The organism is Sphingomonas phyllosphaerae, from assembly GCF_029623345.1.
Classification (GTDB): Bacteria; Pseudomonadota; Alphaproteobacteria; order Sphingomonadales; family Sphingomonadaceae; genus Sphingomonas; species Sphingomonas phyllosphaerae_C.
In genome coordinates this window covers 73,546-94,209 of sequence record NZ_JAPYKH010000012.1, presented here as the reverse complement: position 1 = coordinate 94,209, position 20,664 = coordinate 73,546, and the positions used below count along the sequence as shown (strand labels likewise).

Below are 20,664 nucleotides of genomic sequence, written 5' to 3'. Positions count from 1 at the left end.
GATCGGGCGATTTTTGGTGGAGACCAGCATGCCCAAGCTTATCGTCGAGACGCGCGCGGGGGAAGAACGCGAGATCGACGGCGCCGCCGGCCTGTCGGTGATGGAAGTGATCCGCGAGGCCGGGATCGACGAGATCCTGGCGCTGTGCGGCGGCTGCTGCAGCTGCGCGACCTGCCACGTCCACGTCGACCCCGCCTTCGTCGCGCTGCTGCCGCCGATGGGCCAGGACGAGGACGACCTGCTCGACGCCGCGAGCGACCGCGACTCGACCTCGCGGCTGTCGTGCCAGATCGAGTTCGGCCCGGCGCTCGACGGGCTGCGCGTGCGCGTCGGTGCGGACGACTGAGGCCGCGCGCCGCGCGTCTCAGCCGATCCGCGCCGCCGCGGCGTAGAGCGCGATCGCGGCGGCGTTGGAGACGTTGAGGCTCTCCACTTTGGCCGAGATCGGTAGCCGCGCCAGCTCGTCGCAATGCGCCTCGGTGTTGTGGCGCATGCCCTCGCCCTCGGCGCCGAGCACGATCGCGACGCGCTGCGCCCCCATCGCCTGTGCCAGCGTCTGCGTCGCATGACCGGTCAGCCCGATGCGCCAGAAGCCGGCCTCGCCGATTTCGTCGAGCGCGCGCGAGAGATTGACCACACGGACCCACGGAACCGTCTCGAGCGCGCCTGAGGCGGCACGCGCCAGCGCGCCTGACTCGGGCGGCGCGTGGCGGTCCTGCGTGACGATGCCGAGCGCGTCGAAGGCGGCGGCGGAGCGCAGGATCGCGCCGACATTGTGCGGGTCCGTCACCTGGTCGAGCACGACCAGCGGGCGCTGGTCCTCGCGCCCCTCTTCGAGCAGGTCGCCGAGCCACACGTCGTCGAGCGGGTCGACCTCCGCCACCAACCCTTGGTGTGGCGCGTCGGCGGGCACCAGCCGGCCGAGATCGGGCGCCTCGGCGAAGACGATCGGCAGCACCGGCGGCAGATCGAGCAGCGCCAGCGCCTCGCGCGTGCCCCAGACCTTGCGCACCGTCCGCTGCGGGTTGGCGAGCGCGGCGATCACGGGATGGCGCCCCCACAGCCGCGTGCGGTTGCCCTGTTGCTGGCTCGGCCGATGCCCGCGCCGCGCCATCAGCCGCGGCTCCGGCGCGTGGTGAAAAGAGCGAGCGAACGACGCGGCATGACGTGGGAGCTTTCCATAGGTGCGGGGAGTGCGGCGGACGCTATGCGCGCACGCGCCGGGACGCAACCGCCGTGGCGCTCACAAAAGGGCGGGACGGAAGGCGTTGACAGCGCGGTGCGGCGCGGGCATTGGGCGCCCTCGCTTTCGACAGCGCCGCTCGTGGAAGGGTGGCCGAGTGGTTAAAGGCAGCAGACTGTAAATCTGCCCACGCAAGTGTACGCTGGTTCGAATCCAGCCCCTTCCACCAAAACCCGATCTCACCTGGTCCCAGTTACCGCCAACCCGGGCCACGCTCGCGTGGCTTGACGGGTTGTTTCCGGTCCCGCTGGCGCTCGACACGACTCCCGCAGTCACGAGCGGATCGAGGGTATCGCGCGGATAACGGCGCCGACGGATTGGGGCACCGGATGCTGAGCGAGCCGGCGTGCCGTCGAGCCAGTCCCCGGGACGTGGCGTACACAGGGGATGTCCGGGGTTACGGTCGGCTTCTCTCGAGTTGTGCCTTGCGATGCCCGTCCGAGCCGGCGAACGAAGCGGGCGGGAGCCATGCCGGCTGTACCTGGAGCTGGCGCGGCGTGATGGGCGACAGCGCGCGTAGCCGGGCGAGATCCAGGATGCGCACTCTGGCGCCTTCGCGGCCGATCAGTCCAGCCTCGCGCATCTCCCGCAGCTTACGATTGACGTGCACGGCGGTGAGGCCGGCGAGGTCGCCGATGACCTCCTGGCTGAGCGGGAGTTCGAAGCCGTCGTCCTCGACCAGACCGAGCGGGGTGAGCCGCGCGTGCAGATCAAGCAGCAGGCACGCCACCTGCTGCTTCGCCGACGCGCGCCCCGTCACGGCCAGCGTATCCATCAGCGCCAGCCGCTCCGCCTGGATCGCGACGGCGAAGAGCGCCGCCAGGCGCGGCAGGCCGATATAGATCGCGCCGAGCCGCTCGAACGGCACGAATGCCACGACCGCCTCGGTGATCGCGGTCAGCGTGTCGGCGGCGCGCGCCAGCACCATGCTCGGCGTTCCCAACATGTCGCCGGGCAGATGGATCTTCTGGATGAGGCGGGCGCCGTCGGGCAGCATGATCGAGGACGCCACCCAGCCGCCGATGTGGAGATAGAAGCCCGCCACGGCGTCCCCCTGCGAGCGGATCGTGTCACGGGGCGAAAATATCAGCTCCGCATCGCCTAGCGAGAGAAGCGCTTCCTCTTCTGCCGTGGTGAGGTCCGCGAGGGAGCGGTAACGATGGAGCGGGTACACGTATCGTTGTCCCTACAAGATAAACCTCTGCTTCATCATGCTTTTACTCGGGCGATACGGCAAGACTGTCCAAGCGGACAGCGATCGGCGTGTCGCCAGAGCTTAAAGACCAACGCCCCGATTAGCAGCGTTGATCGCACGCGGCGCGCTGGCACCGGCGCATCGGTCATGTTGCGGCGCACCGCCGCCGTCGCGATGCCGAGCCCGAGCAGTGCCCCGATCACGTAGACGGGGGTCAGCTCCGCGATGATCATCTCGGCGACCTGACGGGCCATCTGGTTGTCGCTCGGCGCCATGGCTCATCTACCCTCTTCGGTGTTGCGGCGTCGTTCGGGACAGCGTTCGGTTCAGAAGCCGGCCCATTCTTTCTGCGCGGTGCTCTTCAGCGCCCGATGGGCCGGGTCGACTGCGCGCGACGCTCGGACCAGTTCCGAGGCGCCGACAGCCGGTGCACCTTGCTGCCGGTGGACTCGGGCTGCGGCGCATCGGCGTGCCCCGCGACGCGGAAGCGCGCCACCTCGCGTGCCAGCTCCTCGGCCTCGGACGCAAGGCTGCGCGTCGCCGCGGTCGCTTCCTCGACCATCGCGGCGTTCTGCTGGGTCACCCCGTCCATCTCCGCGATCGCGGTGTTGACCTGCTGGAGCCCGGTCGCCTGCTGCTCCGCCGAGGACGCGATCGACGAAACAATCGTGCTGATCGAGCCGACGCGGCCAATGATCCCCTGCAACGCCGTCCCCGTCGCGGTGACCAGCTCGACGCCGAGATCGACCTGCTCGGCCGAAGCGGTGATGCGCGTCTTCACGTCCTTGGCCGCTTCGGCCGAGCGCTGCGCCAGCGCGCGCACCTCGGAGGCGACCACGGCGAAGCCGCGACCAGCATCGCCCGCGCGCGCCGCCTCCACGCCGGCGTTGAGCGCGAGCAAATTGGTCTGGAAGGCGATGCCGTCGATCACCGAGATAATCTCGGAGATTTCTGCCGAGGAGCGCTCGATCCCCCCCATCGCGGTCATCGCGCGCTGGACCACCTCGCCGGAGCGCTGCGCCTCGGCCTGCGCGTCCGCCACAAGCGCGTTGGCCTGGGTCGCGCCGCTGGCGGTCGCGCGCACGGTGGAGGTGATCTCCTCCATTGCCGCGGCGGTCTCCTCGAGCGCGGCGGCCTGCTGCTCGGTGCGGCGCGACAGGTCGTCCGAGGCTTGGCGGATGTCGCTCGCGCCGCTGTTGATGTCGCCCGCGATGGCGGTGACCTTGCCCAGCGTCGCCGCCATCTCGCCCAGCGCGTTGTTGAAGTCGTGGCGCAAAGTTTCATAGTGGCCGGCGAATGGATCCTTGATGCTCTGCGAAAGATCCCCGGCGGCGAGCCGGCCCAAGCCGAGGCCCAGTTCCCGCACGATCGTCTCGGCCTCCGCGTTGGATCGCTGCACCGCCTCGGCGTTGGCGCGAAAGACTTCCATTGCGCGGGTCATGCGTCCAACGCAGTCGCGATAGTCGGTTCGCAGGATCGGGGACGTCAGGTCACCGGCGGCAAGCCCCTCCATGCGCACGACCGTCGCGACATAGGGATCGCTGATCACCCGCCCGCTCCACCACGTGAGCAGCACCGGCACCAGCACGAGCCCGAAGCCGCCGGCCATCACCGACCATACGCGATCGGGCGGCGTCATCGCCGCCATGTAGACCGCCGCGACGCTCAGCAGCGCGACGACGACCTGAACGACGAGGAGCACCTTGAACTTCGTGCGAACCGGCGCATGCTGTGCGAACCACGCGATCATGACTGTATCTCTCTCTGGGGCTGGAGAAGAGTATACGGTAGGACGATTAAGCGATCGCAACCGATTACGACGTCGACAGGCGCCTGCCGGTGACGTGCAGTCGGCACACAGCAAATCTTATCCGCACACCTATTTTGGCGGATTTCTGCGCTTTCTAACATATGTAAACGCTGCAAGGAGAGCCGCCGAAAGCGATAGGATCGAGGTTGCTTAAGGGAGTACTGACAAAAGCCGCAGGCATGAGCGCGATCCGGTGACGCGCGTGATTCGTTGGTGGTTGGTCTGTGATGCGCCCGCATCGACGTGTCGGGTGGAAGCGATTGGCATCGAGGGTTTCTGCCGGTAGCCTGCCCTGCAGCCTTGTTTTCCGCCGTTGCTCTCGCCGCCACCGTCATCTTCTCGCTATGATCAACGAGTCCTGACCCTAGCCACGGCTACTAAGCCCCCGCCGTTGCTCACCTGATCAGACCTATGTCTCGGTGGAGCTCGTGTCGCTGCCGTGCGGGATCGATGCGGGTACTTGCCGGGACGCTCTACAATAATCGACCAATAACACGGGGACTTGACGATGGCGCTCGCATAGAGGCGCCCTCCACCAAAGCTTTCGTGCCCGAATTGGCTTTCCGCGATGGCGCCGCCAGCAAGTCATCCCGTCGACGTACCGATGCCTTGCGAGTCTAGTATCGCGGCCCGTCGCTCGCGAAAGTTCCCCCGATCACGCGCCGACGGCGAGATGGCCGCGATGTTTCCCGAGCGCGGCGCGATGCGACGCCGAAACACTATGAAACCGTTATAGTTTAGCCGTTTACGCGTCAGTTCCCAGGCCGCGCTCATCCGTGAAGGACCGGTTGCTGCTGCGGTATCGGGAAGGGCCGGATCGGGGAAAGCCGATCTGAGCGCGGCGTTCTGCTTGCCCCCGGGCGGGCCCGCCTCCCGTCACAATGCCCAGGTGAGCTCCAGCCACAATTTGCGCGTGTCGGTGGCGAAGCTGTTCGCCCGGTAGGTGGCGTAGCGCGCCGAAACTCCGTAGCGCGCCAGCTTGGCCGAGGCGAGCAGGTCGACCTCGTCGCCGTAGCGGCGGTCGACGCGCTCGGCGTCGAAGCGGTGGTACACCGCCTGCACGCCCACCGCCTTGAACGCACCCAGCTTGGGCCAGCCCCAGCCCAGGCTGCCGTACAGATCGCGCACGCCGTCGGGCGGGGTGGTGGTGAGCTTGTCCGCCCAGCCCTGGAACTTGAAGATCGAGGCGAGCGGCGTCTGGAACGAGGTGAGCGCGGTGCCGTTGCCCGCGCCGAGCACCTCATAGCCCGCGCCGACATGCAACCCGCGCACGTCCAGTGCACCGTCAACGAGATAATAATCGGCACGATAGTCGTTCGGGTTGCGATGATAGTCGGATTGCGTGGCATAACTCAGCTGCCATGACGCCTTCACCTTGGACGCGACCGCGCGCGATCCGACCAGCCGCGCGCCGTAGCTCTGGCTCGACAGACGGTAACCCTGCACCGCGGCCTCGTCCTGATCGACCAGATAGGCGAAGCCGGTCAGCGTGCCGAGCGGCGTGTCCTGCGCCAGCAGCGCGAACACATTGTCGCCGCCGATCGCGGTCGGCTTGGCGCCGCGGCCGTTGATCCCGCTCGGTGTCCGCACGCTCCATGCGTATGTGACGTCCGCGCGCAGGTGCTTGGTGAAGCTGAGCTGGCCGCGCACGGCGTCGAACGAGCGCGAGTTCTGCCGGATCGCCGCCGCGCCGACGAAACGCTCGTCCTCCAGCCCGATCTTCTGGCGCCCGCCGATGAGCGTGAACGGCGCCGACTTATACTGCAGCTGCGCGCGGTACAGCGCGATATTCTCCGGGTCGCCGACGGTGGGATAGCTCGCGCCATTGCCGACCGTGTCGTCATAATGGTCGACGATCGCGAGATTGCCCTGCGCCTCGACCAGCGCCGACCAGGGCCCGCTGCTCGCCGCCACGCCGCTGCGCACGCGAATCGTCACCGCATCGGCGGCGCGCGCGATACCGTCCTGCTCGACATGCTCGTAACGCAGCCGAACGTCTGCGGTCGGGGCAAGGGTGATCGGGTCGGCGAGCGCAGGAGCGGCTTCGAGCGACAGCGCGGGAAGGGCGACGAGGGTGGCCGCGGCGAGGCGGCGGGTCAGCGGCAACAGATGAACCATGCCGCCCCGGTAAGCGCGCCCGCTTGCGATGTAGTTAACACGGGCCACATGGCTTATCGCGCAAATTACGCGGAATGACACGTCTTTGGTCGCAAAGTTAGTCGGCCCTTAACTCCGCGCGGCTACCACGTCACGATCGCCAGGAGAGGTTCGTGACCATTCGCAACATCGCCATCCCGCGCAAGCTCGCGCTCGCCTTCGCGGTGTTGATCGCGACCTTCTCGATCGTCAGTCTCGTGGTCTTCGCCAACGTGCGCACGCTCCACCAGGTGGCGGTGACGCGCGACGAGGCGAAGCTCGCCTCCGACCATGCCGATGACATGCTCAACGGCGTGGTCGAGGGGCAGAGCGCGGTCCGCGGCTATGTGCTGCTCGGCAAGCCCGCCTTTCTCGACACCTACAAGGAGAATGCGGCCGCGATCACCGCCGCCGCGACTGAGTTCAATCGCCATGCCGCACGGCCCGATCAGGCCGAGCGCGTCCGCCGCTTCCTCGCCGCGGTGGAGACGTGGCAGCGCACCAAGGTGGAGCCGACGCTCGCCGCCTTCGCGGACCCGGCGACACGCGAGCAGGCGCGCGAGCTCGCCGGTTCCAAGCAGCTCGGCGCGATGCGCGACTCGATCAAGGAGATTCAGGCGGCGCAGCAGGCGTGGGTCGATCAGCAGGACGCCGCGCAGCGCCACGCCGAGACGATGGTGACGCTCGCGCTCGCGCTCGGCGGCGCGATCGCGGTGGCGCTGGCGGCGGCGATGGGCATGCTGCTGTCGCGCTCAATCGCTCGGCCAGTGGTGGCGATCGCTTCGGTGATGGAGGAGCTGGCCCAGGGGCGCCACCAGGTGCCGCTGCCCAGCGGCGACCGTCGCGACGAGATCGGCACGATGGCGCGCGCAGTGACGGTGTTCCGCGACGCCGCGGTGGAGAAGGCGCGCGACGAGCAGGAGCGCCAGGCGGTGTTCGCCGAGGTGGGCGACGGGCTGGCGCGGCTCGCCGACGCCGATCTCGCCGCGCGCTTCAGCGGCTTCCCGCCGGCCTATGCCAAGCTGGAGCAGGACTTCAACGCCGCGATGGAGGCGATGGCGCAGGTGATGGGCGCGGTGACCAGTGCCACCAACGGCATCAACGACGGTGCCGCCGACATCCGCGCCGCCTCCGACGATCTGTCACAGCGCACCGAGCAGCAGGCCGCCAGCCTGGAGGAGACCGCCGCGGCGATGGAGGAGATCACCTCCACCGTGAAGGAGACGGCGGCAAGCGCGGCGCAGGCCAATCAGACGGTCGAGGCGGCGCGAGTCGAGGCCGAGAAGTCGGCCCAGGTCGTCGAGCGCGCGGTCGCGGCGATGGGCGGGATCGAGCGTGCCTCGAGCGAGATCGGCGAGATCATCGGCGTGATCGACGCGATCGCCTTCCAGACCAACCTGCTCGCGCTCAATGCCGGGGTCGAGGCGGCGCGCGCGGGCGACGCGGGCAAGGGCTTCGCCGTGGTGGCAAGCGAGGTGCGCGCGCTGGCGCAGCGCTCGGCCGAGGCGGCGCGCGACGTGAAGGGCAAGATCACCGCATCGACCGGTCAGGTCGACGCCGGAGTCACGCTCGTCAACGCCGCGGGCGACGCGCTGGCGCGGATCAACGCGCGCGTCGGCGAGCTCAGCGGGCTGGTGCGCACCATCGCCACCGCTGCCGAGCAGCAGGCGACCGGGCTCCAGCAGGTCAACACCGCGGTGGCCGAGATGGACAATGTCACCCAGCAGAACGCGGCGATGGTGGAGGAGGCCACCGCCGCCGCCCGCAGCCTGGCGGTGGAGGCCGACTCGCTGGCGCAGCAGGTAGCGCGCTTCCGCGTCGGCGCGACACCGCGCGCGGCGAGCCCGGTCCACCAGTTGCAACAGCGCGCCGCGGCCGGCGTGCGCCGCATCGCCGGCGCGCGCACGACCGCGGTGATCGACGACTGGTCGGGGTTCTGACGACCAACTCCTCCCCGCATGCGGGGGAGGGGAACCGCTCGCGCAGCCCTTCGAGCGCGCGCCCCCGTACCGGGGAGGATTGTACTCCGCCCTTCTAAGAAGATCTTAGGCCGCCTCACCCCATCCGCGCGCGGAAGAGCTGCCCTCCCTCGATCACCCACACCAGCGCCAGCACCGCGAGCCCGATGGCGAGATATCCCAGCGCCAGCGGCAGCGTCGTGCCGGCATAGGACTGGCCGATCGCGCTGCCCACCAGCACCGCACCGATGCTGGTGATGAAGCCCTGCACCGACGAGGCGGTACCCGCGATATGGCCGACCGGCTCCATCGCCATCGCGCCGAAGTTCGATCCGCACAGGCCGATGCAGGTCATGCTCAGCGCCTGGAAGACGATGTAGCTCTCCAGCCGCTCCCAACCCGCGCTAATTACCAGCAGGTGCAGCACCGACAGCGCGATCAATGCCAGCACCGCCGCCTGCGAGATCAGCCGCGTGCCGAGCCGCTCGACCAGCCGGCTATTGGCGAACGAGGCGCAACCCATCGCGCCGGCGCACAGCGCGAACAGCAACGTGAAGCGGTCGCCCGCGCCGAACTCGTCGACGAAGATCTGCTGCGCCGAGGAGACGAAGGCGATGATCCCGCCAAAGGTCAGCGACGCCGCCACGGCATAGCCGGCGGAATAGCGATTCGTCAGCGTCAGGCCATAATTGGCGCGCAGGTTGGCGAACGAGATGGCGACGCGCCGCTCGGCCGTCAGCGTCTCGGGCACGCGCAACAGCGTCCAGCTCAGTACGAAGGCGGCGAACCCGCCGAGCGCGTAGAAGATGAAGCGCCATGGCCCGAAGGCGAGCAGGCCCTGACCCAGCGTGGGTGCCATGATCGGCACGATGAAAAAAATCATCTGCGCGATCGACATGGTCCGCGCCATCTGCCGCCCCGAGGCGGTGTCGCGCACGATCGCCACCGCCAGCACGCGGGTCGAGGCCGACATCAGCCCCTGCAGCAGTCGCGCGCCAAGCAGCGCCGGGAAGGTGGCGGCGCTGGCGGCAAAGACGCTGGCGGCGACGAAGCCGGCGAGCGTCACGATCAGCACGGGGCGGCGGCCGTAACGATCGGCGAGCGGGCCGTAGAGCAGCTGCCCCAGGCCGAAGCCCATCATGTAGACGGTCACGATCCACTGGCGGTGGTTGGCAGCGCTCACCGCCAGGTCGTGCCCGATGTCGGCAAGCGCGGGCAGCATGAGGTCGACGCCGAGCGCGTTGACCCCCATCAGCGCCGCGATGAAGGCGACGAACTCGCGCGGGTGCATGCCGCGCGGCGCGGGGTGCGGGTGCGGGGCGGAAAGGGGCGTCATGCCTGCCCTATCGTCCTCCCCACGGCGGTGCACAAGCGGCTGACGGAGTTCGATTCTTGCGACGAGAACCTGATCCATCTCCGTGGCATCGTGCTCGGGTGGATGCCGGAGCCCAGGGTTGCAGGAGGGACGCTCGTGGCTCGCGGCTCCGGCGCACGCCGGCAGACCACTGCGGTCCGCCTAACCCGCGCGTCGCAGGGTGATCCGTGTCATCTCGGACGGGCGCCCCAGCCGCAGCGCGAAACCGGGCCACAGCGCGGTGCCGTTGCTGACGTAGAGCGTCATCGCGCCGACCTGGTAGCGGCGCGACACGAACCCGTCGTTACCGCGCGCCACCAGCCGGTCAAGCCCGACGATCATGCCGCCGTGAGTGTGGCCGGAGAGCTGGAGCGCCACGCCGCGCGCCGCCGCCGCGCGCGCGTTGCGCGGCTGGTGGTCGAGCAGCACCACCGGCACGCCGGCAGGCGCGCCCGCCAGCGCCGCGGCGAGGTCGGGCGTGGCATGCCCGGACCCCGCCGCCGAGGCATCGGTCACGCCGGCGAGCACCAGCTGCTCGCCGCCGCGCGCCAGCACGGTGTGCGCGTTCGGCAGCAGTCGCACGCCCAGCCCGGCGAGGTGCCGCATCCAGGCGTCATAGTCGAAGAAATATTCGTGGTTGCCCGGCACCGCCCAGACGCCATCGGGCGCGCGCAGCGCGGCGAGCGGAGTCACGTCGTCGTGGCGCATCGCCACCGAGCCGTCGATGAAGTCGCCGGTGACGACGATCAGGTCGGCGCCCGCGGCGTTGGCGCGCGCCACCATCGCCTCGGCCCAGCGCGCCGGGAACAGCTTGCTGAGGTGCAGGTCGCTGAGCTGGAGCAGCCGGTAACCGTCGAACCGCGGCGGCAGTCCGGCGATTGCCACCGTGATGTCGCGCACCGGCGGCTGGCGCATCGCATTGGCCACGCCGACCGCGGCGAGCATGGCGGCCAGCGCCGCCGCGAAGTAGCGCGCACCGTCGGGCAGCGTCGCGCCGCGGCGGACCAGCTGCGCCACCAGCAGCCCGAGGTCGAGCAGCAGCTGGAGCGCGAACAGCAGCACGATGGCGCCGAACGCCCAGTTGAACAGCACCACCACCGCGCGCGGGAACTCGGGCGCGAACACCGAGCCCGACGACAGCTTGCTCCAATAATGGAACTGCGACGCGGCGAGCAGCAGCACCGCGACGCCGCCTTTGGCCCAGAGCGGCAGCGCCAGCGGCCATAGCGTGCGGACGACGACGTAGAGGCACGGCGTCGCGAAGATCAGATGGAAGATCGTTGGTCTCCTCGCCCGCCCCAACCAGCGACACGCGCCGACGTTGCATTCACGCGACCGGCATCGCGGCGCCTCAGCCGGCGCGGCGCTCCAATGCGTGCGTCGCCTCGGCCATCAGCGCGGCGATGATGTCGGCGATCGGCTCCTCCTTGCTTACCATGCCGACCGACTGGCCCGCCATCACGCTGCCGTGCTCGACATCGCCGTCGATCACCGCCCGGCGCAGCGCGCCCGCCCAATAATGTTCGATCTGGAGCTGCGCCTCCGCCATCGCCACGCGTCCCTCGTCGAGCGACGAGGCGACCTCGCGCTGCTTGGCGGTGAACAGCTCGCCGCCCGCGTTCTTGAGCGCGCGCACCGGAATGACCGGCAGGCGCGGGTCGAGCTGCACGCTCGCCACCGCATCGCGCGCGCTCGCGCGGATGAACGCCTGCTTGAATTTCGGGTGCGCGATCGACTCGGTGGCGCAGACGAAGCGCGTGCCGAGCTGAACCCCGGCCGCGCCCATGTCGAGATAGCCCGCGATCGCCTCGCCGCGTCCGATCCCGCCCGCGACGAATACCGGCACTTGGGCGGCGATCTCGGGCAGCATCTCCTGCGCCAGCACGCTGGTCGAGACCGGTCCTATATGGCCGCCCGCCTCCATCCCCTCGATCACCAGTGCGTCGACGCCCGAGCGGATCAGCTTCTTCGCCAGCGCCAGCGTCGGCGCGAAGCAGATCACCTTGGCGCCGCCGGCCTTGATCGCCTCGAGCGCCCCCTTGGGCGGCAGCCCGCCGGCGAGCACGACATGGCCGACGCCGTGGCGCGCGCACACCGCGATCAGCTCGTCAAGCGCGGGGTGCATCGTGATGAGATTGACGCCGAACGGCTTGTCGGTGAGCGACGTGGTGCCCGCGATCTCGGCGTCGAGCAGCTCGGGCGTCATCGCACCGCAGGCGATCACGCCGAAGCCGCCAGCGTTGGACATCGCCGCGACGAGGTGCCGCTCGCTCACCCACGACATCGCCCCGGCCATGATCGCCACCTCGCTGCCGAGGAAAGCGGCGCCGCGCGCCATGCGGCGGGCGAGGCGCGCGGCGCCGCTCGCGGCGTCGGTGGCGGGAGCGGCGGCGGCGGGAGCGAGCGTGTCGGTCATGCCCTGCCCTAATCACACGGCGCGGCAACGGCAATCACTCGCGCCGCGAGGAGGAAAAACCGGAAGGTGGTCGCCCGATTTTCCGCGTCTTCGCCACGCCGATCGGCGCAATCGCCCTACGAGAGGAGGCAGTAAGAGGCGAGCAAGGGTATGGCGATGGCGGACGGGAAATGGCCGCGGCGGCGGCGCGCGGCGCTGCTGGTCGTGCTGGTCGCGGCGAGCTGGGCGCTGCTCGCCGGATCGATCGCGCTGGCGCTCACATTGCTTCGCTGACACACCAGGAAGGCACTGAACCAAAGCGGGAAAATTTTAAAAATATGTCAGTGCGACTCGCTTTTAGCGGCGCGACCCATCGCTTAATCTTGGCAGACAACATCGGGAGGGGATGATGATGAACGGCATGATGTCGACGCGTCGGCGTTACTCGGTGCTCGCGACGTTGACCGCGGCGAGCTGGGCCACGGTCTTGGTGGCGGCCGAGCTGGTGTTGCAGTTGGCGCGCTGAGCCGCGCCGCAGACGGGTCGGCGCGGTACCCGGGGGGGGGCGCCGCGCCGGCCGATCTTCGATCAATTACTATCGCTGTTATCGTCACCATTGTCGGCGACGAGCAGCACGATACCGGTCAGCGCGGCGAGGATGCCGATGCTGATCAGCGTGGTGGTCGGCACCTCCGCGCCGATCTTGCTGGCGTTGCCGCTGCCGCTGGCGGCGCGGGCGGAATGCGCGACCGAGAGCGACGACGCCGGGTTGGCGGCGGGCGTGGCAATCGCGGCGGCGGGCAGCGCGAGCATCGCGGCGACACCCGCGACCAAGTTGATGAGACGCGACATTCGGTGATCTCCCTGACGGCGCCACCTCTGCGCGCGGCGCGTGGGGCTTCCTAGAACAGGCTGTTGTTGCAGTCATTTGACAATTGCGGCGGGTGGCGGCGCAAGATCCTCCCCGCTTGGGGGAGCGTTGCTTCCTACCGGATCGCCGCCGCCAGCACCGCGCGCGTGCCGGGGTGCGCGGCGTCATAGTCGAGCGCGGCGTCGAGGCTCTGCGCCATGGCGCGGATCAGCCGCGAGCCCACGCCGGTGCCCTTCGGTCCGTCGTCGCCGATGCCGATGCCGTCGTCTTCCACCACCAGGCGGAAGCGCAGTTCGCCGTCGCGCGCCAGCGCGATGCGCACCTCGCCGTCGCCGTTGGGATAGGCGTATTTGCACGCGTTGCTCACCAGTTCGGTGACGATCACGCCGAGTGACACCGCCCGGTCGGTTGGCAGTCGCAACGGCTCGGCGGCGAGGCTCAGCCGGCGCGGCGCCTCGCTGGTCGACCAGGTCGCGCCCAGCTCCTCGATCAGCTGCGCGAGATAGTCGCGCATCTCGACGTGCTCGACATCGTCGCCGGTGTAGAGCCGGCGGTGGACCTGCGCGATCGCGCTGATGCGGCGCTGCGTGTCCTCCAGCGCAGCGCGCGCGCCCGGATCCTCCAGTGCGGACGACTGCATCCGCACCATCGCCGACACCAGCTGGAGCGAGTTGGCGACGCGGTGGTTGACCTCGGCGAGCAGCGCCTCCAGCCGCGCGTTGCTGGCGCGCAGCTCGGCCTCGGCGCGGGTTTTGAGCGCCTCCACCTCGGCGCGTGCCAGCACTTGGCGGAAGGTGGCGTCGAGCAGGTCGAAGAAGTCGTCGCCCGGCGTCTTCACCACATAGTCAGCCGCGCCCGCGCGCAAGGCCGCCACCGCGACGCGCGTGTCCTCCGAGCCGCTGACATAGACCACCGCCGGCGGCATGGGCAGCGCGTGGAGCCGCTCGAGCGTCTCCAGCCCGTCGATCCCCGGCATGTAATGATCGACCGCAACCAGATCGAAATGCTCGGCCGCCGCCGCCGCCACGCCCGCCTCGCCGCCATCGGCGGTGGTGACCTGATAGCCGCGCCGCTCGAGCGCGCGCGCCACCAACCGGCGGATACCGGCATCGTCGTCGACGTAGAGGATGCGGGTGCCCGCGGCGATGGTCACGGCGGCGCTCAGTTCGCCCCGTCGAGGTCGGGCACCTGGATCACCGACAGGAACAGCCCGAGCTGGCGGATCGCCTGGGCGAAGCTCTCATAGTTCACCGGCTTGGTGATGTAGACGTTGGCGCCGAGATCGTAGCAGCGCTGGATCTCGCGCGAATCGTCCGTGGTGGTCAGCACCACCACGGGGGTGCGTTTCACCGGGCCGTCGCTGTTCTTGATCCGCGTCAGGATGTCGGTGCCGCTCATGTCGGGCAGGTTCAGATCGAGCAGGATCAGCGCCGGGCCGCTGAGTGCGGGCCCGACCGGATCGTTGAAGATATAGTCGAGCGCGCTGGTGCCGTCGGTGAAGTGACGAATCTCGTTGAGGATCCCGGCGCGCCGGATGTTCTTCTCGATGAGGCGCGCGTGGCCCTCGTCGTCCTCGATCATGACGATGCCGACCGACTGATGCGCGTTCATTCGTTTTTACCCTGCCCTTCAGGACGTTGCGATTCCAGCGTCAGTGGTAGTGATAGCGTGAAGGTCGCGCCCTGTCCCAGGTTGGACTCGACGCTGATCGTGCCGCCCAATCGAAACACCAGCGCGCGCACCGTGGCGAGCCCGATCCCCTCGCCCGGCTTGTCCTGCGCGCCCGAGCGGCGGAACAGGTCGAACACGCGCGCATGGTCGCGCGGGTCGATGCCGCGGCCGTTGTCGGCGACGGCGTAGATCACGCGCTGCGCCTCGCGCCGCCCGCTCACCGTGATTCGCCCGGGCACGCCGGGTCGAAGATATTTCACCGCATTCTCGATCAGGTTGGAGAACACCTGGTCGAGCGAGAAGCGGTCGCTGATCACCACGGGCAGCGCGCCGTCCACCTCCAACGTGGCGTCGGCGTCGGCGAGGCGGTGGGTGAGCGTGTCGCGGATCTGCCCGACGAGCTGCGCCACGTCGATCCGCTCGGGCGCGAGCTGGCGCCGGCCCTGCCGCGAGAGCTGAAGGATCGCGTTGATCAGCCGGTCCATCTTCTGCGTCGAGGCGCGGATGAAGCCGATCGCCTCGGGCAGGTCCTCGCGCGCCGACAGTTTCGCGTCCTCGCTGAGCAGCTGCGGCGCCTCGGCCTCGACCGCGTCGACCAGCGCGCCGAGCTGTCCCGTCGCCGCCTCGAGCTCGGCGGTAAAGCCCATCACGTTGACCAACGGCGAGCGCAGGTCGTGGCTGACGATATAGGCGAAGCGTTGGATCTCCTCGTTGGCGCGGGTGAGATCCTCGGTGCGCTCGGCCACCATTTCCTCAAGGCTGTCCGCCAACCCCTGGGTGGCGTCGCGCGAGCGCGCCAGGTCGCGCGTATAGGCGAGCACGGTGAGCAGCGCGATTACCGCGAGCGCGGCGAGCAGCACCGCGGCGAGCACCAGCACCGCGTAGAAGGCGCGCTCGGTGACGCGCAGGTCCTGATCGCGGAGGGCGAGCAGGCGGCGTTCCTCACGCGCCATGCGGTTCATCAGGAAGCGCACCGCGCGCATGCTGCTCGCCTCGGTGTCGGCGCGGAAGGCGCTGAGGGCAGCGCGCTGGTCGCCGCGCTCGATCAGCGCCATCGTCTCGGCGCGACGCTGCGACAGCGCGCCGAGCTGAAGCTGAAGCCCGGCGAGATTGTCGCGCTGGCGCGGATTGTCGGCGGTGAGCCGCGCCAGCGTCACCAGTCGCTGCGGCAGCTCGGCGGTGGCGCGGTGGTAGCCGTCGCGATAGGCCGCGGTGGCGGGGGCGAGCAGTGCCCCGCGCCGCGTCGCCTCGACCTCCTCGATCACGCGGCGCACTTCCAGCACCGCCTTCTCGACCTCGTAGGTATGGACCACGGCGCGGGTATGGACCTGGTTCTGCCGCGTCACCCAGGCGGCGCCGCCGCCGGCGGCGAGCAGCGCGAGGAAGCCCGGCACCAGCAGCGCGGTGAGCCGGGGGGCAATCTTGCCTTCGGGCGGCAGAAGGAATCGGGGCGTGGCCACGGCGCCGGCGGTTAGCGCGCGCGCGCGGCTTAGGCCAGCCGGGACGCGCGCCGGCTCATCCCTCGCCGGAACTCGCCGAGACCGGGAGGGCGATCATGCAATGCGCGCCGTCGGGCTCGAGCGTCAGCGCGGTGCGTGCGCCGAGCTGATAGGGCAGCGCCTGCTCGATCAGCTCGCGCCCCTGCCCGCCCCCGCTCGTCGCCGCACTCGCCGCGGGCATCGCCACGCCGCGCTCGCGCCAGTCGATGTACAGCCACGGCCGCGTGCCCGGCGCGGCCGGCTCCGGCTGCCCCGGTTCCAGCCGCCCCGGTTCCAGCCGCCACGTCACCGTAAGGCGCCCGCCCGGCTGCCCCAGCGCGCCATATTTCACCGCGTTGGTGGCGAGCTCGTGCAGCGCCATGGCCAGGGTCTGCACCGTCGAGGAGCGCAGCCGGACCCCGGCAGGGCCCTCGAGCGTTGTCCGGTCGATGCCGCCCATCGCGACCAGTTCGTTCCGCAGCAGGTCGTCGAAGGTGACCCGGTCGACGTCGTTGAGCCGCGACAGCAATGCCTGCACGCGCGCCAACGCGTCGAGCCGGTCGGTGAAGCGCGCGCGGAAGTCGGCGAGGTCGGTGCTGGTGCGCGCCATGTTGTCCGCGATCGAGCGCACCACCCCCATCAGGTTGCGCGTGCGATGCTGGAGCTCGGCGATCAGCACCGCCTGGCGCTCCTCCCACTCGCGCCGGTCGGTGACGTCGACCATCGCCCCCACCATCCGGGTCGCGCCGTCAGCGTCGTAGAAGAAGCGACCGCGCGCGTCGTGCCAGCGCACGGTGCCGTCACGCCGGACAATGCGGAACTCGCGGCTATACTCGCCGTGCCCGTCCATCGCCGCGCGGAGCGCCGCCTCGACGCCGGCGCGATCCTCCGGGTGAAGCCGGTCACGCCAGGCCTCGTAGCTGGGCCGGATCTCGCCGACTTCGTAACCCTGCATGCGGAAATGCTCGTCGGACCAGTGCACCTCCCCGGTGCGGACGTCCCAGTCCCACAGGCCCAGCCGGCCGACCTCGACCGCGCTGCGCAACCGCTCCTCGCTGCGCCGCACCGCCTCGGCCGCCTGGCGCACCTCGGTGATATCCTCGCCGATGCCGCCGATCAGCGTCACCGCGCCGCCGCCGTCGCGGATCGGGAAGGCGGTGTCGCGGATCCACCGCGTCGCGCCGTCGACGGGACGGTGGAGGCGATAGTCGAAGCCGACATGCTCGCCGCCGCGCACGCGCGCCATCGCCGCCTCAGCCAGGGCGCGATCCTCGGGGTGGACGAGATCGAGCCAGCTCTGCGCCGCATCACCCGCGATCGCGCGATCGCGGCTCAACCCGTAGACGGTCTCGAACGCCGGGGTGAGATATTCCCAGCGCAGCGTCGCCGCGTCGCGGATCCACAGCACGTCGTGCGAGGCCTCGCCGAACTGACGCAGCCGCTCCTCGCTCTGGCGCACCTTGTCCTGCGCCGCCGCGTCGCGCAGCCGCAGCAGTTCCTCCTGGGCGTTCTTCCAGGCGCCGATGTCCTTGGTGGTGGTGGCAATGCCGTCGTCGAGCTTGACCACGGTCTGGAGAAACCAGCTATCGAACTGCTCGTGGACATAGTGGCGCTCATCCTGGCGCGGCTCGCCCGTTTCGGTGACGTGCTTGAAGGTGGCGAAAATGCCCTCCTCGATCACGCCGGGATTGCGCTCCAGCAGGCTCTGGCCGCGCACCTCGCCATAGTTGCTCTCGGAGGTGTGGTTGTTGAGCAGCCAGCGAAAGTCGACGATCTCGCCATGCTCGTCGCGCACCGCCTCGAACACCTGGATCATGTCGGTCGAGGCATCCATCGTCGCCTGCAACAGGTCGCGCCCGCGCGCCAGCTCGGCGGTGCGCTGGCGCAGTACCAGCGCGCTCGCGGCGAACTGCGCGAGGCTGGCGAGCAAGCGCGCGTCCTCGCGGTCGAAGGCGCGGTCGTGTTCATGGGCCAGCAGCCACAAGGTGCCGGCGGCGCGGCCCTGGCGGTGGAACGGCACCAGCAGCAGCTCGCGTACCGGCGGGTTGAGCGCGGGACCGGCGAACAGCTCCTGCGGTTGCTCGAACAGCAGCGCCGCATCGCGCGCGATCGCGACGCCGCACGGGCTCGCGTCAAGCGGCATGCCACCGCCACGATAGCCTGCCCAGGCGCCCGACAGCGCATCCCAGCGGAAGCCGTGTGGCTCGCGCAGGCTGACACCGGCCGAGCCGGCCATCCCATGCGCGACGATCAGGTCGGTCAGCCGCTGGAGCAGCTCGCCGGGATGGTCGGCCAGGTCGTGCGCGAGTGCCGAGAGGATCGCCGCCTCGGTGCCATGGTCGGGCGCGCGCCCTGGGCGCGCCGCGAGCGCGTCCGCCCCTGCTGCCCCGAGCGTGACGGCGCTGACCGATCCACCGTGCATAAAGCTCCTCATCGTCGGGCAATGACAAAGCTTACACAGGCGTCGGCGCGACGTCACGCCGAGCTATGTTCAGGCCGGCGCGATCATGGCCGCGGCGCGACGCCGGCGCCGCAGCATCGTCCCGACCAACCATCTTCCGGTGACATCAGGTCGCCGACGTGCTTGCTCGCCTACCGAGCGCCTCCGGCGACGCGGGGTGAGACACGCGACGGTGGCGAAGCCCGCGGCTTGGCCCTACATCTGCCACCATGCGCAGACACATCCTCGCCGTGCTCGGCCTCCTCGTTCTCGCCGCGGTCGGCGTTGTCGCCTATCTCGCCTGGCCTGACAGCGCGCGGCTCGACCTTGCCGCGGTGAGCGGCGCGAGGCCGACGATCACGCCGCCGCGCGAGCAGATGCTGCCCACGGTCAAGACCGCCGACCCGGTCGGCTGGAAGGCGGGCGAGGCGCCGACCCCGGCGGCGGGGCTGCGCGTCGCCGCTTTCGCGACCGGGCTCGACCATCCGCGCTGGCTTTACCGCCTGCCCAACGGTGACGTGCTGGTGGCCGAGACCAATTCGCCGCCGCGCGAGGGCGGCGGGATCCAGGGTTGGGTGATGCGTCACCTGCTCGGCAAGGTCGGGGCGGGCGGCCCCTCGGCCAATCGCATCACTTTGCTGCGCGATGCCGACGGCGACGGCCGCGCAGAGACTCGCACCGTGTTCATGACGGGGCTCAACTCGCCGACCGGTATGGCGCTGTTCGGCGGCCAGCTCTACGTCGCCAACACCGACTCGCTGGTGCGCGTGCCCTATACCGAGGGCGCGACCAGCATCACCGCCAAGCCCGAGCTGGTGGTGAAGCTGCCCGGCGGCGGCAACCACTGGGCGCGCAACGTCATTCCGGCCGAGGACGGGCGCACCTTGTACGTCTCGGTCGGCTCGTCCTCGAACGTCGCCGAGGGCGGGTTAGAGCGCGAGAAATTCCGCGCCGCGATCCTCCAGGTTTATCCCAAGGAGAAGACCTTCCGCGTCTTCGTTACCGGGCTGCGCAACCCCCAAGGCATGGCGCTGGTGCCGGGCACCAACCGGCTGTGGACCGTGGTGAACGAGCGCGATATGCTCGGCTCCGATCTCGTTCCCGACTATCTCACCGCGGTGGAGCTCGGCGACCAGTTCGGCTGGCCCTGGTATTATTGGGGCGGCTACATCGACACACGGGTCGAGCCGAAGAACCTCGAGCTGCAGCAATATGTGAAGCGCCCCGATTATGCGCTGGGCCCGCACGTCGCCGCGCTCGGGCTGAGCTTTGCGGGCGACGCCAAGCTCGGCGGCCAGTTCGCGCAGGGTGCTTTCGTCGGCGAGCATGGCTCGTGGAACCGCAAGCCACTGTCGGGCTACAAGGTCGTGTTCGTTCCCTTCGACGCGGCGGGCTGGCCGGTGAAAGCAGCCAAGCCGGTCGACGTGCTGACCGGCTTCGTCACGCCTGACGGTGACGCGCACGGCCGGCCGGTCGGCGTGATCACCGATCGCACCGGTGCGCTGCTGGTGGCGGACGATGTCGGCAACGCGATCTGGCGAGTCACCGCGGCGCGCTGATCCGAACCGCGCCCCACCCGCGCTATAATGAGTGCGGGCGGAGCGCGGAGTGAGCGATGCTGTGGACGATCGTCGTCATCCTGGTGATCCTGTGGCTGCTCGGCTTCAGTTTCCACCTGACCCATGGGTTGATCCACCTGCTGCTGGTGATCGCGCTCATCGTCGGGCTGGTGCAGCTGTTCACCGGCCGCCGCTGAGGAAGGCACCCGCACCCGCCTGTAACGAAATGTTGCCCGGGCATGGAACAGCGCCGGACAGCGAGTGTTTTCCTCTTCCTACTGGGGAGGTTACCTCGATGCTCTGGACGATTGCCGTTATTCTCCTGGTGCTCTGGCTGCTGGGCTTCAGCCTTCACGTCGCCGGCGGGTTGATCCACATCCTGCTCGTGGTGGCGATCATCGTCGGGCTGGTGCAGCTGTTCAGCGGCCGCCGGGTATAGGCGCTACACTCACGGCAACGGAATCCCTTGTTATCCCGGGCTTGACCCGGGATTTATCCTGACCCGCACACCTCGCTCGGCGCCACGGATCCCGTCTTAAAGCGGGGCGACGGTA

General features: G+C 69.5%; 18 protein-coding genes and 1 tRNA gene. 6 read left to right on the top strand and 13 right to left on the bottom strand.

Annotated elements, in window-relative coordinates; genetic code table 11:
• The first annotated feature begins 28 nt into the window (after positions 1-28).
• On the top strand, positions 29-346 hold the full coding sequence (locus QBJ89_RS12895) for a 2Fe-2S iron-sulfur cluster-binding protein (RefSeq protein ID WP_277980883.1): 318 nt from the start codon (positions 29-31) through the stop codon (positions 344-346).
• Between the two features lie 18 nt (positions 347-364).
• Here the strand turns inward: QBJ89_RS12895 and rlmB are convergent, their stop codons facing one another.
• Entirely contained in the window at positions 365-1,114 is a 750-nt protein-coding gene (rlmB, locus tag QBJ89_RS12890) for a 23S rRNA (guanosine(2251)-2'-O)-methyltransferase RlmB (protein ID WP_277980882.1), read from the bottom strand.
• A 212-nt stretch (positions 1,115-1,326) separates the two neighbouring features.
• Here rlmB and QBJ89_RS12885 point away from each other — a divergent pair.
• A tRNA-Tyr gene (locus QBJ89_RS12885) sits at positions 1,327-1,412 on the top strand.
• 228 nt (positions 1,413-1,640) lie between these two features.
• Here the strand turns inward: QBJ89_RS12885 and QBJ89_RS12880 are convergent.
• The 4 genes from QBJ89_RS12880 to QBJ89_RS12865 form a co-directional block, all read right to left on the bottom strand.
• A complete protein-coding gene (locus QBJ89_RS12880) occupies positions 1,641-2,417 on the bottom strand; it encodes a Crp/Fnr family transcriptional regulator (protein ID WP_277980881.1) in 777 nt (258 codons plus the stop codon).
• A gap of 35 nt (positions 2,418-2,452) precedes the next feature.
• Positions 2,453-2,713, bottom strand: a complete 261-nt coding sequence (locus QBJ89_RS12875; protein WP_277980880.1) for a hypothetical protein — start codon at positions 2,711-2,713, stop codon at positions 2,453-2,455.
• Positions 2,714-2,799: 86 nt separating this feature from the next.
• Positions 2,800-4,188, bottom strand: coding sequence for a methyl-accepting chemotaxis protein (locus tag QBJ89_RS12870; protein WP_277980879.1), 1,389 nt, complete (start codon positions 4,186-4,188; stop codon positions 2,800-2,802).
• Between the two features lie 936 nt (positions 4,189-5,124).
• Positions 5,125-6,366, bottom strand: a complete 1,242-nt coding sequence (locus QBJ89_RS12865) for a hypothetical protein (protein ID WP_277980878.1) — start codon at positions 6,364-6,366, stop codon at positions 5,125-5,127.
• A 152-nt stretch (positions 6,367-6,518) separates the two neighbouring features.
• Between QBJ89_RS12865 and QBJ89_RS12860 the strand changes: the two genes are divergently transcribed.
• A complete protein-coding gene (locus tag QBJ89_RS12860) occupies positions 6,519-8,324 on the top strand; it encodes a methyl-accepting chemotaxis protein (RefSeq protein ID WP_277980877.1) in 1,806 nt (601 codons plus the stop codon).
• 115 nt (positions 8,325-8,439) lie between these two features.
• Here the strand turns inward: QBJ89_RS12860 and QBJ89_RS12855 are convergent, their stop codons facing one another.
• The 8 genes from QBJ89_RS12855 to QBJ89_RS12820 all read right to left on the bottom strand — a co-directional run bounded on the left by QBJ89_RS12855 (position 8,440) and on the right by QBJ89_RS12820 (position 18,533).
• The gene (locus QBJ89_RS12855; RefSeq protein ID WP_277980914.1) at positions 8,440-9,633 is read right to left on the bottom strand and encodes a multidrug effflux MFS transporter; all 1,194 of its coding nucleotides are present in this window, start codon (positions 9,631-9,633) and stop codon (positions 8,440-8,442) included.
• A gap of 225 nt (positions 9,634-9,858) precedes the next feature.
• Positions 9,859-10,998, bottom strand: a complete 1,140-nt coding sequence (locus QBJ89_RS12850; RefSeq protein WP_277980876.1) for a metallophosphoesterase — start codon at positions 10,996-10,998, stop codon at positions 9,859-9,861.
• Between the two features lie 49 nt (positions 10,999-11,047).
• Positions 11,048-12,034: an NAD(P)H-dependent flavin oxidoreductase gene (locus tag QBJ89_RS12845; protein WP_277980913.1), complete on the bottom strand. Its 987-nt coding sequence runs from the start codon at positions 12,032-12,034 to the stop codon at positions 11,048-11,050.
• A gap of 645 nt (positions 12,035-12,679) precedes the next feature.
• A complete protein-coding gene (locus QBJ89_RS12840; protein ID WP_277980875.1) occupies positions 12,680-12,943 on the bottom strand; it encodes a hypothetical protein in 264 nt (87 codons plus the stop codon).
• A gap of 134 nt (positions 12,944-13,077) precedes the next feature.
• Positions 13,078-14,115: a response regulator gene (locus QBJ89_RS12835; protein WP_277980874.1), complete on the bottom strand. Its 1,038-nt coding sequence runs from the start codon at positions 14,113-14,115 to the stop codon at positions 13,078-13,080.
• Between the two features lie 8 nt (positions 14,116-14,123).
• Complete coding sequence (locus tag QBJ89_RS12830; protein WP_183921667.1) at positions 14,124-14,573, bottom strand: response regulator; 450 nt, start codon at positions 14,571-14,573, stop codon at positions 14,124-14,126.
• The gene (locus tag QBJ89_RS12825; protein ID WP_277980873.1) at positions 14,570-16,093 is read right to left on the bottom strand and encodes a sensor histidine kinase; all 1,524 of its coding nucleotides are present in this window, start codon (positions 16,091-16,093) and stop codon (positions 14,570-14,572) included. Before QBJ89_RS12825 ends, QBJ89_RS12830 begins: the two co-directional genes overlap by 4 nt.
• Before the next feature lie 55 nt (positions 16,094-16,148).
• Positions 16,149-18,533, bottom strand: a complete 2,385-nt coding sequence (locus tag QBJ89_RS12820; protein WP_277980872.1) for a PAS domain-containing protein — start codon at positions 18,531-18,533, stop codon at positions 16,149-16,151.
• 248 nt (positions 18,534-18,781) lie between these two features.
• Between QBJ89_RS12820 and QBJ89_RS12815 the strand changes: the two genes are divergently transcribed.
• From QBJ89_RS12815 to QBJ89_RS12805, 3 genes are all read left to right on the top strand, one after another.
• Positions 18,782-20,110 carry a PQQ-dependent sugar dehydrogenase gene (locus QBJ89_RS12815; protein WP_277980871.1) on the top strand — a complete coding sequence of 443 codons (1,329 nt, stop codon included), beginning with the start codon at positions 18,782-18,784 and terminating at the stop codon, positions 20,108-20,110.
• A 56-nt stretch (positions 20,111-20,166) separates the two neighbouring features.
• Positions 20,167-20,307, top strand: coding sequence for a lmo0937 family membrane protein (locus QBJ89_RS12810; RefSeq protein ID WP_219756004.1), 141 nt, complete (start codon positions 20,167-20,169; stop codon positions 20,305-20,307).
• A gap of 98 nt (positions 20,308-20,405) precedes the next feature.
• Complete coding sequence (locus QBJ89_RS12805) at positions 20,406-20,549, top strand: lmo0937 family membrane protein (protein WP_183921672.1); 144 nt, start codon at positions 20,406-20,408, stop codon at positions 20,547-20,549.
• Positions 20,550-20,664: the final 115 nt, after the last annotated feature.

Excerpts from the sequence above, each read along its gene's own strand:
- QBJ89_RS12845 (WP_277980913.1), bottom strand. The coding sequence starts at position 12,034 with ATGGCGCGCGGCGCCGCTTTCCTCGGCAGCGAGGTGGCGATCATGGCC.
- QBJ89_RS12810 (WP_219756004.1), top strand. The coding sequence starts at position 20,167 with ATGCTGTGGACGATCGTCGTCATCCTGGTGATCCTGTGGCTGCTCGGC.
- QBJ89_RS12855 (WP_277980914.1), bottom strand. The coding sequence starts at position 9,633 with ATGCACCCGCGCGAGTTCGTCGCCTTCATCGCGGCGCTGATGGGGGTC.
- QBJ89_RS12895 (WP_277980883.1), top strand. The coding sequence starts at position 29 with ATGCCCAAGCTTATCGTCGAGACGCGCGCGGGGGAAGAACGCGAGATC.
- QBJ89_RS12865 (WP_277980878.1), bottom strand. The coding sequence starts at position 6,366 with ATGGTTCATCTGTTGCCGCTGACCCGCCGCCTCGCCGCGGCCACCCTC.
- QBJ89_RS12805 (WP_183921672.1), top strand. The coding sequence starts at position 20,406 with ATGCTCTGGACGATTGCCGTTATTCTCCTGGTGCTCTGGCTGCTGGGC.
- QBJ89_RS12840 (WP_277980875.1), bottom strand. The coding sequence starts at position 12,943 with ATGTCGCGTCTCATCAACTTGGTCGCGGGTGTCGCCGCGATGCTCGCG.
- QBJ89_RS12875 (WP_277980880.1), bottom strand. The coding sequence starts at position 2,713 with ATGGCGCCGAGCGACAACCAGATGGCCCGTCAGGTCGCCGAGATGATC.
- rlmB (WP_277980882.1), bottom strand. The coding sequence starts at position 1,114 with ATGGCGCGGCGCGGGCATCGGCCGAGCCAGCAACAGGGCAACCGCACG.
- QBJ89_RS12820 (WP_277980872.1), bottom strand. The coding sequence starts at position 18,533 with ATGCACGGTGGATCGGTCAGCGCCGTCACGCTCGGGGCAGCAGGGGCG.
- QBJ89_RS12870 (WP_277980879.1), bottom strand. The coding sequence starts at position 4,188 with ATGATCGCGTGGTTCGCACAGCATGCGCCGGTTCGCACGAAGTTCAAG.
- QBJ89_RS12815 (WP_277980871.1), top strand. The coding sequence starts at position 18,782 with ATGCGCAGACACATCCTCGCCGTGCTCGGCCTCCTCGTTCTCGCCGCG.
- QBJ89_RS12830 (WP_183921667.1), bottom strand. The coding sequence starts at position 14,573 with ATGAACGCGCATCAGTCGGTCGGCATCGTCATGATCGAGGACGACGAG.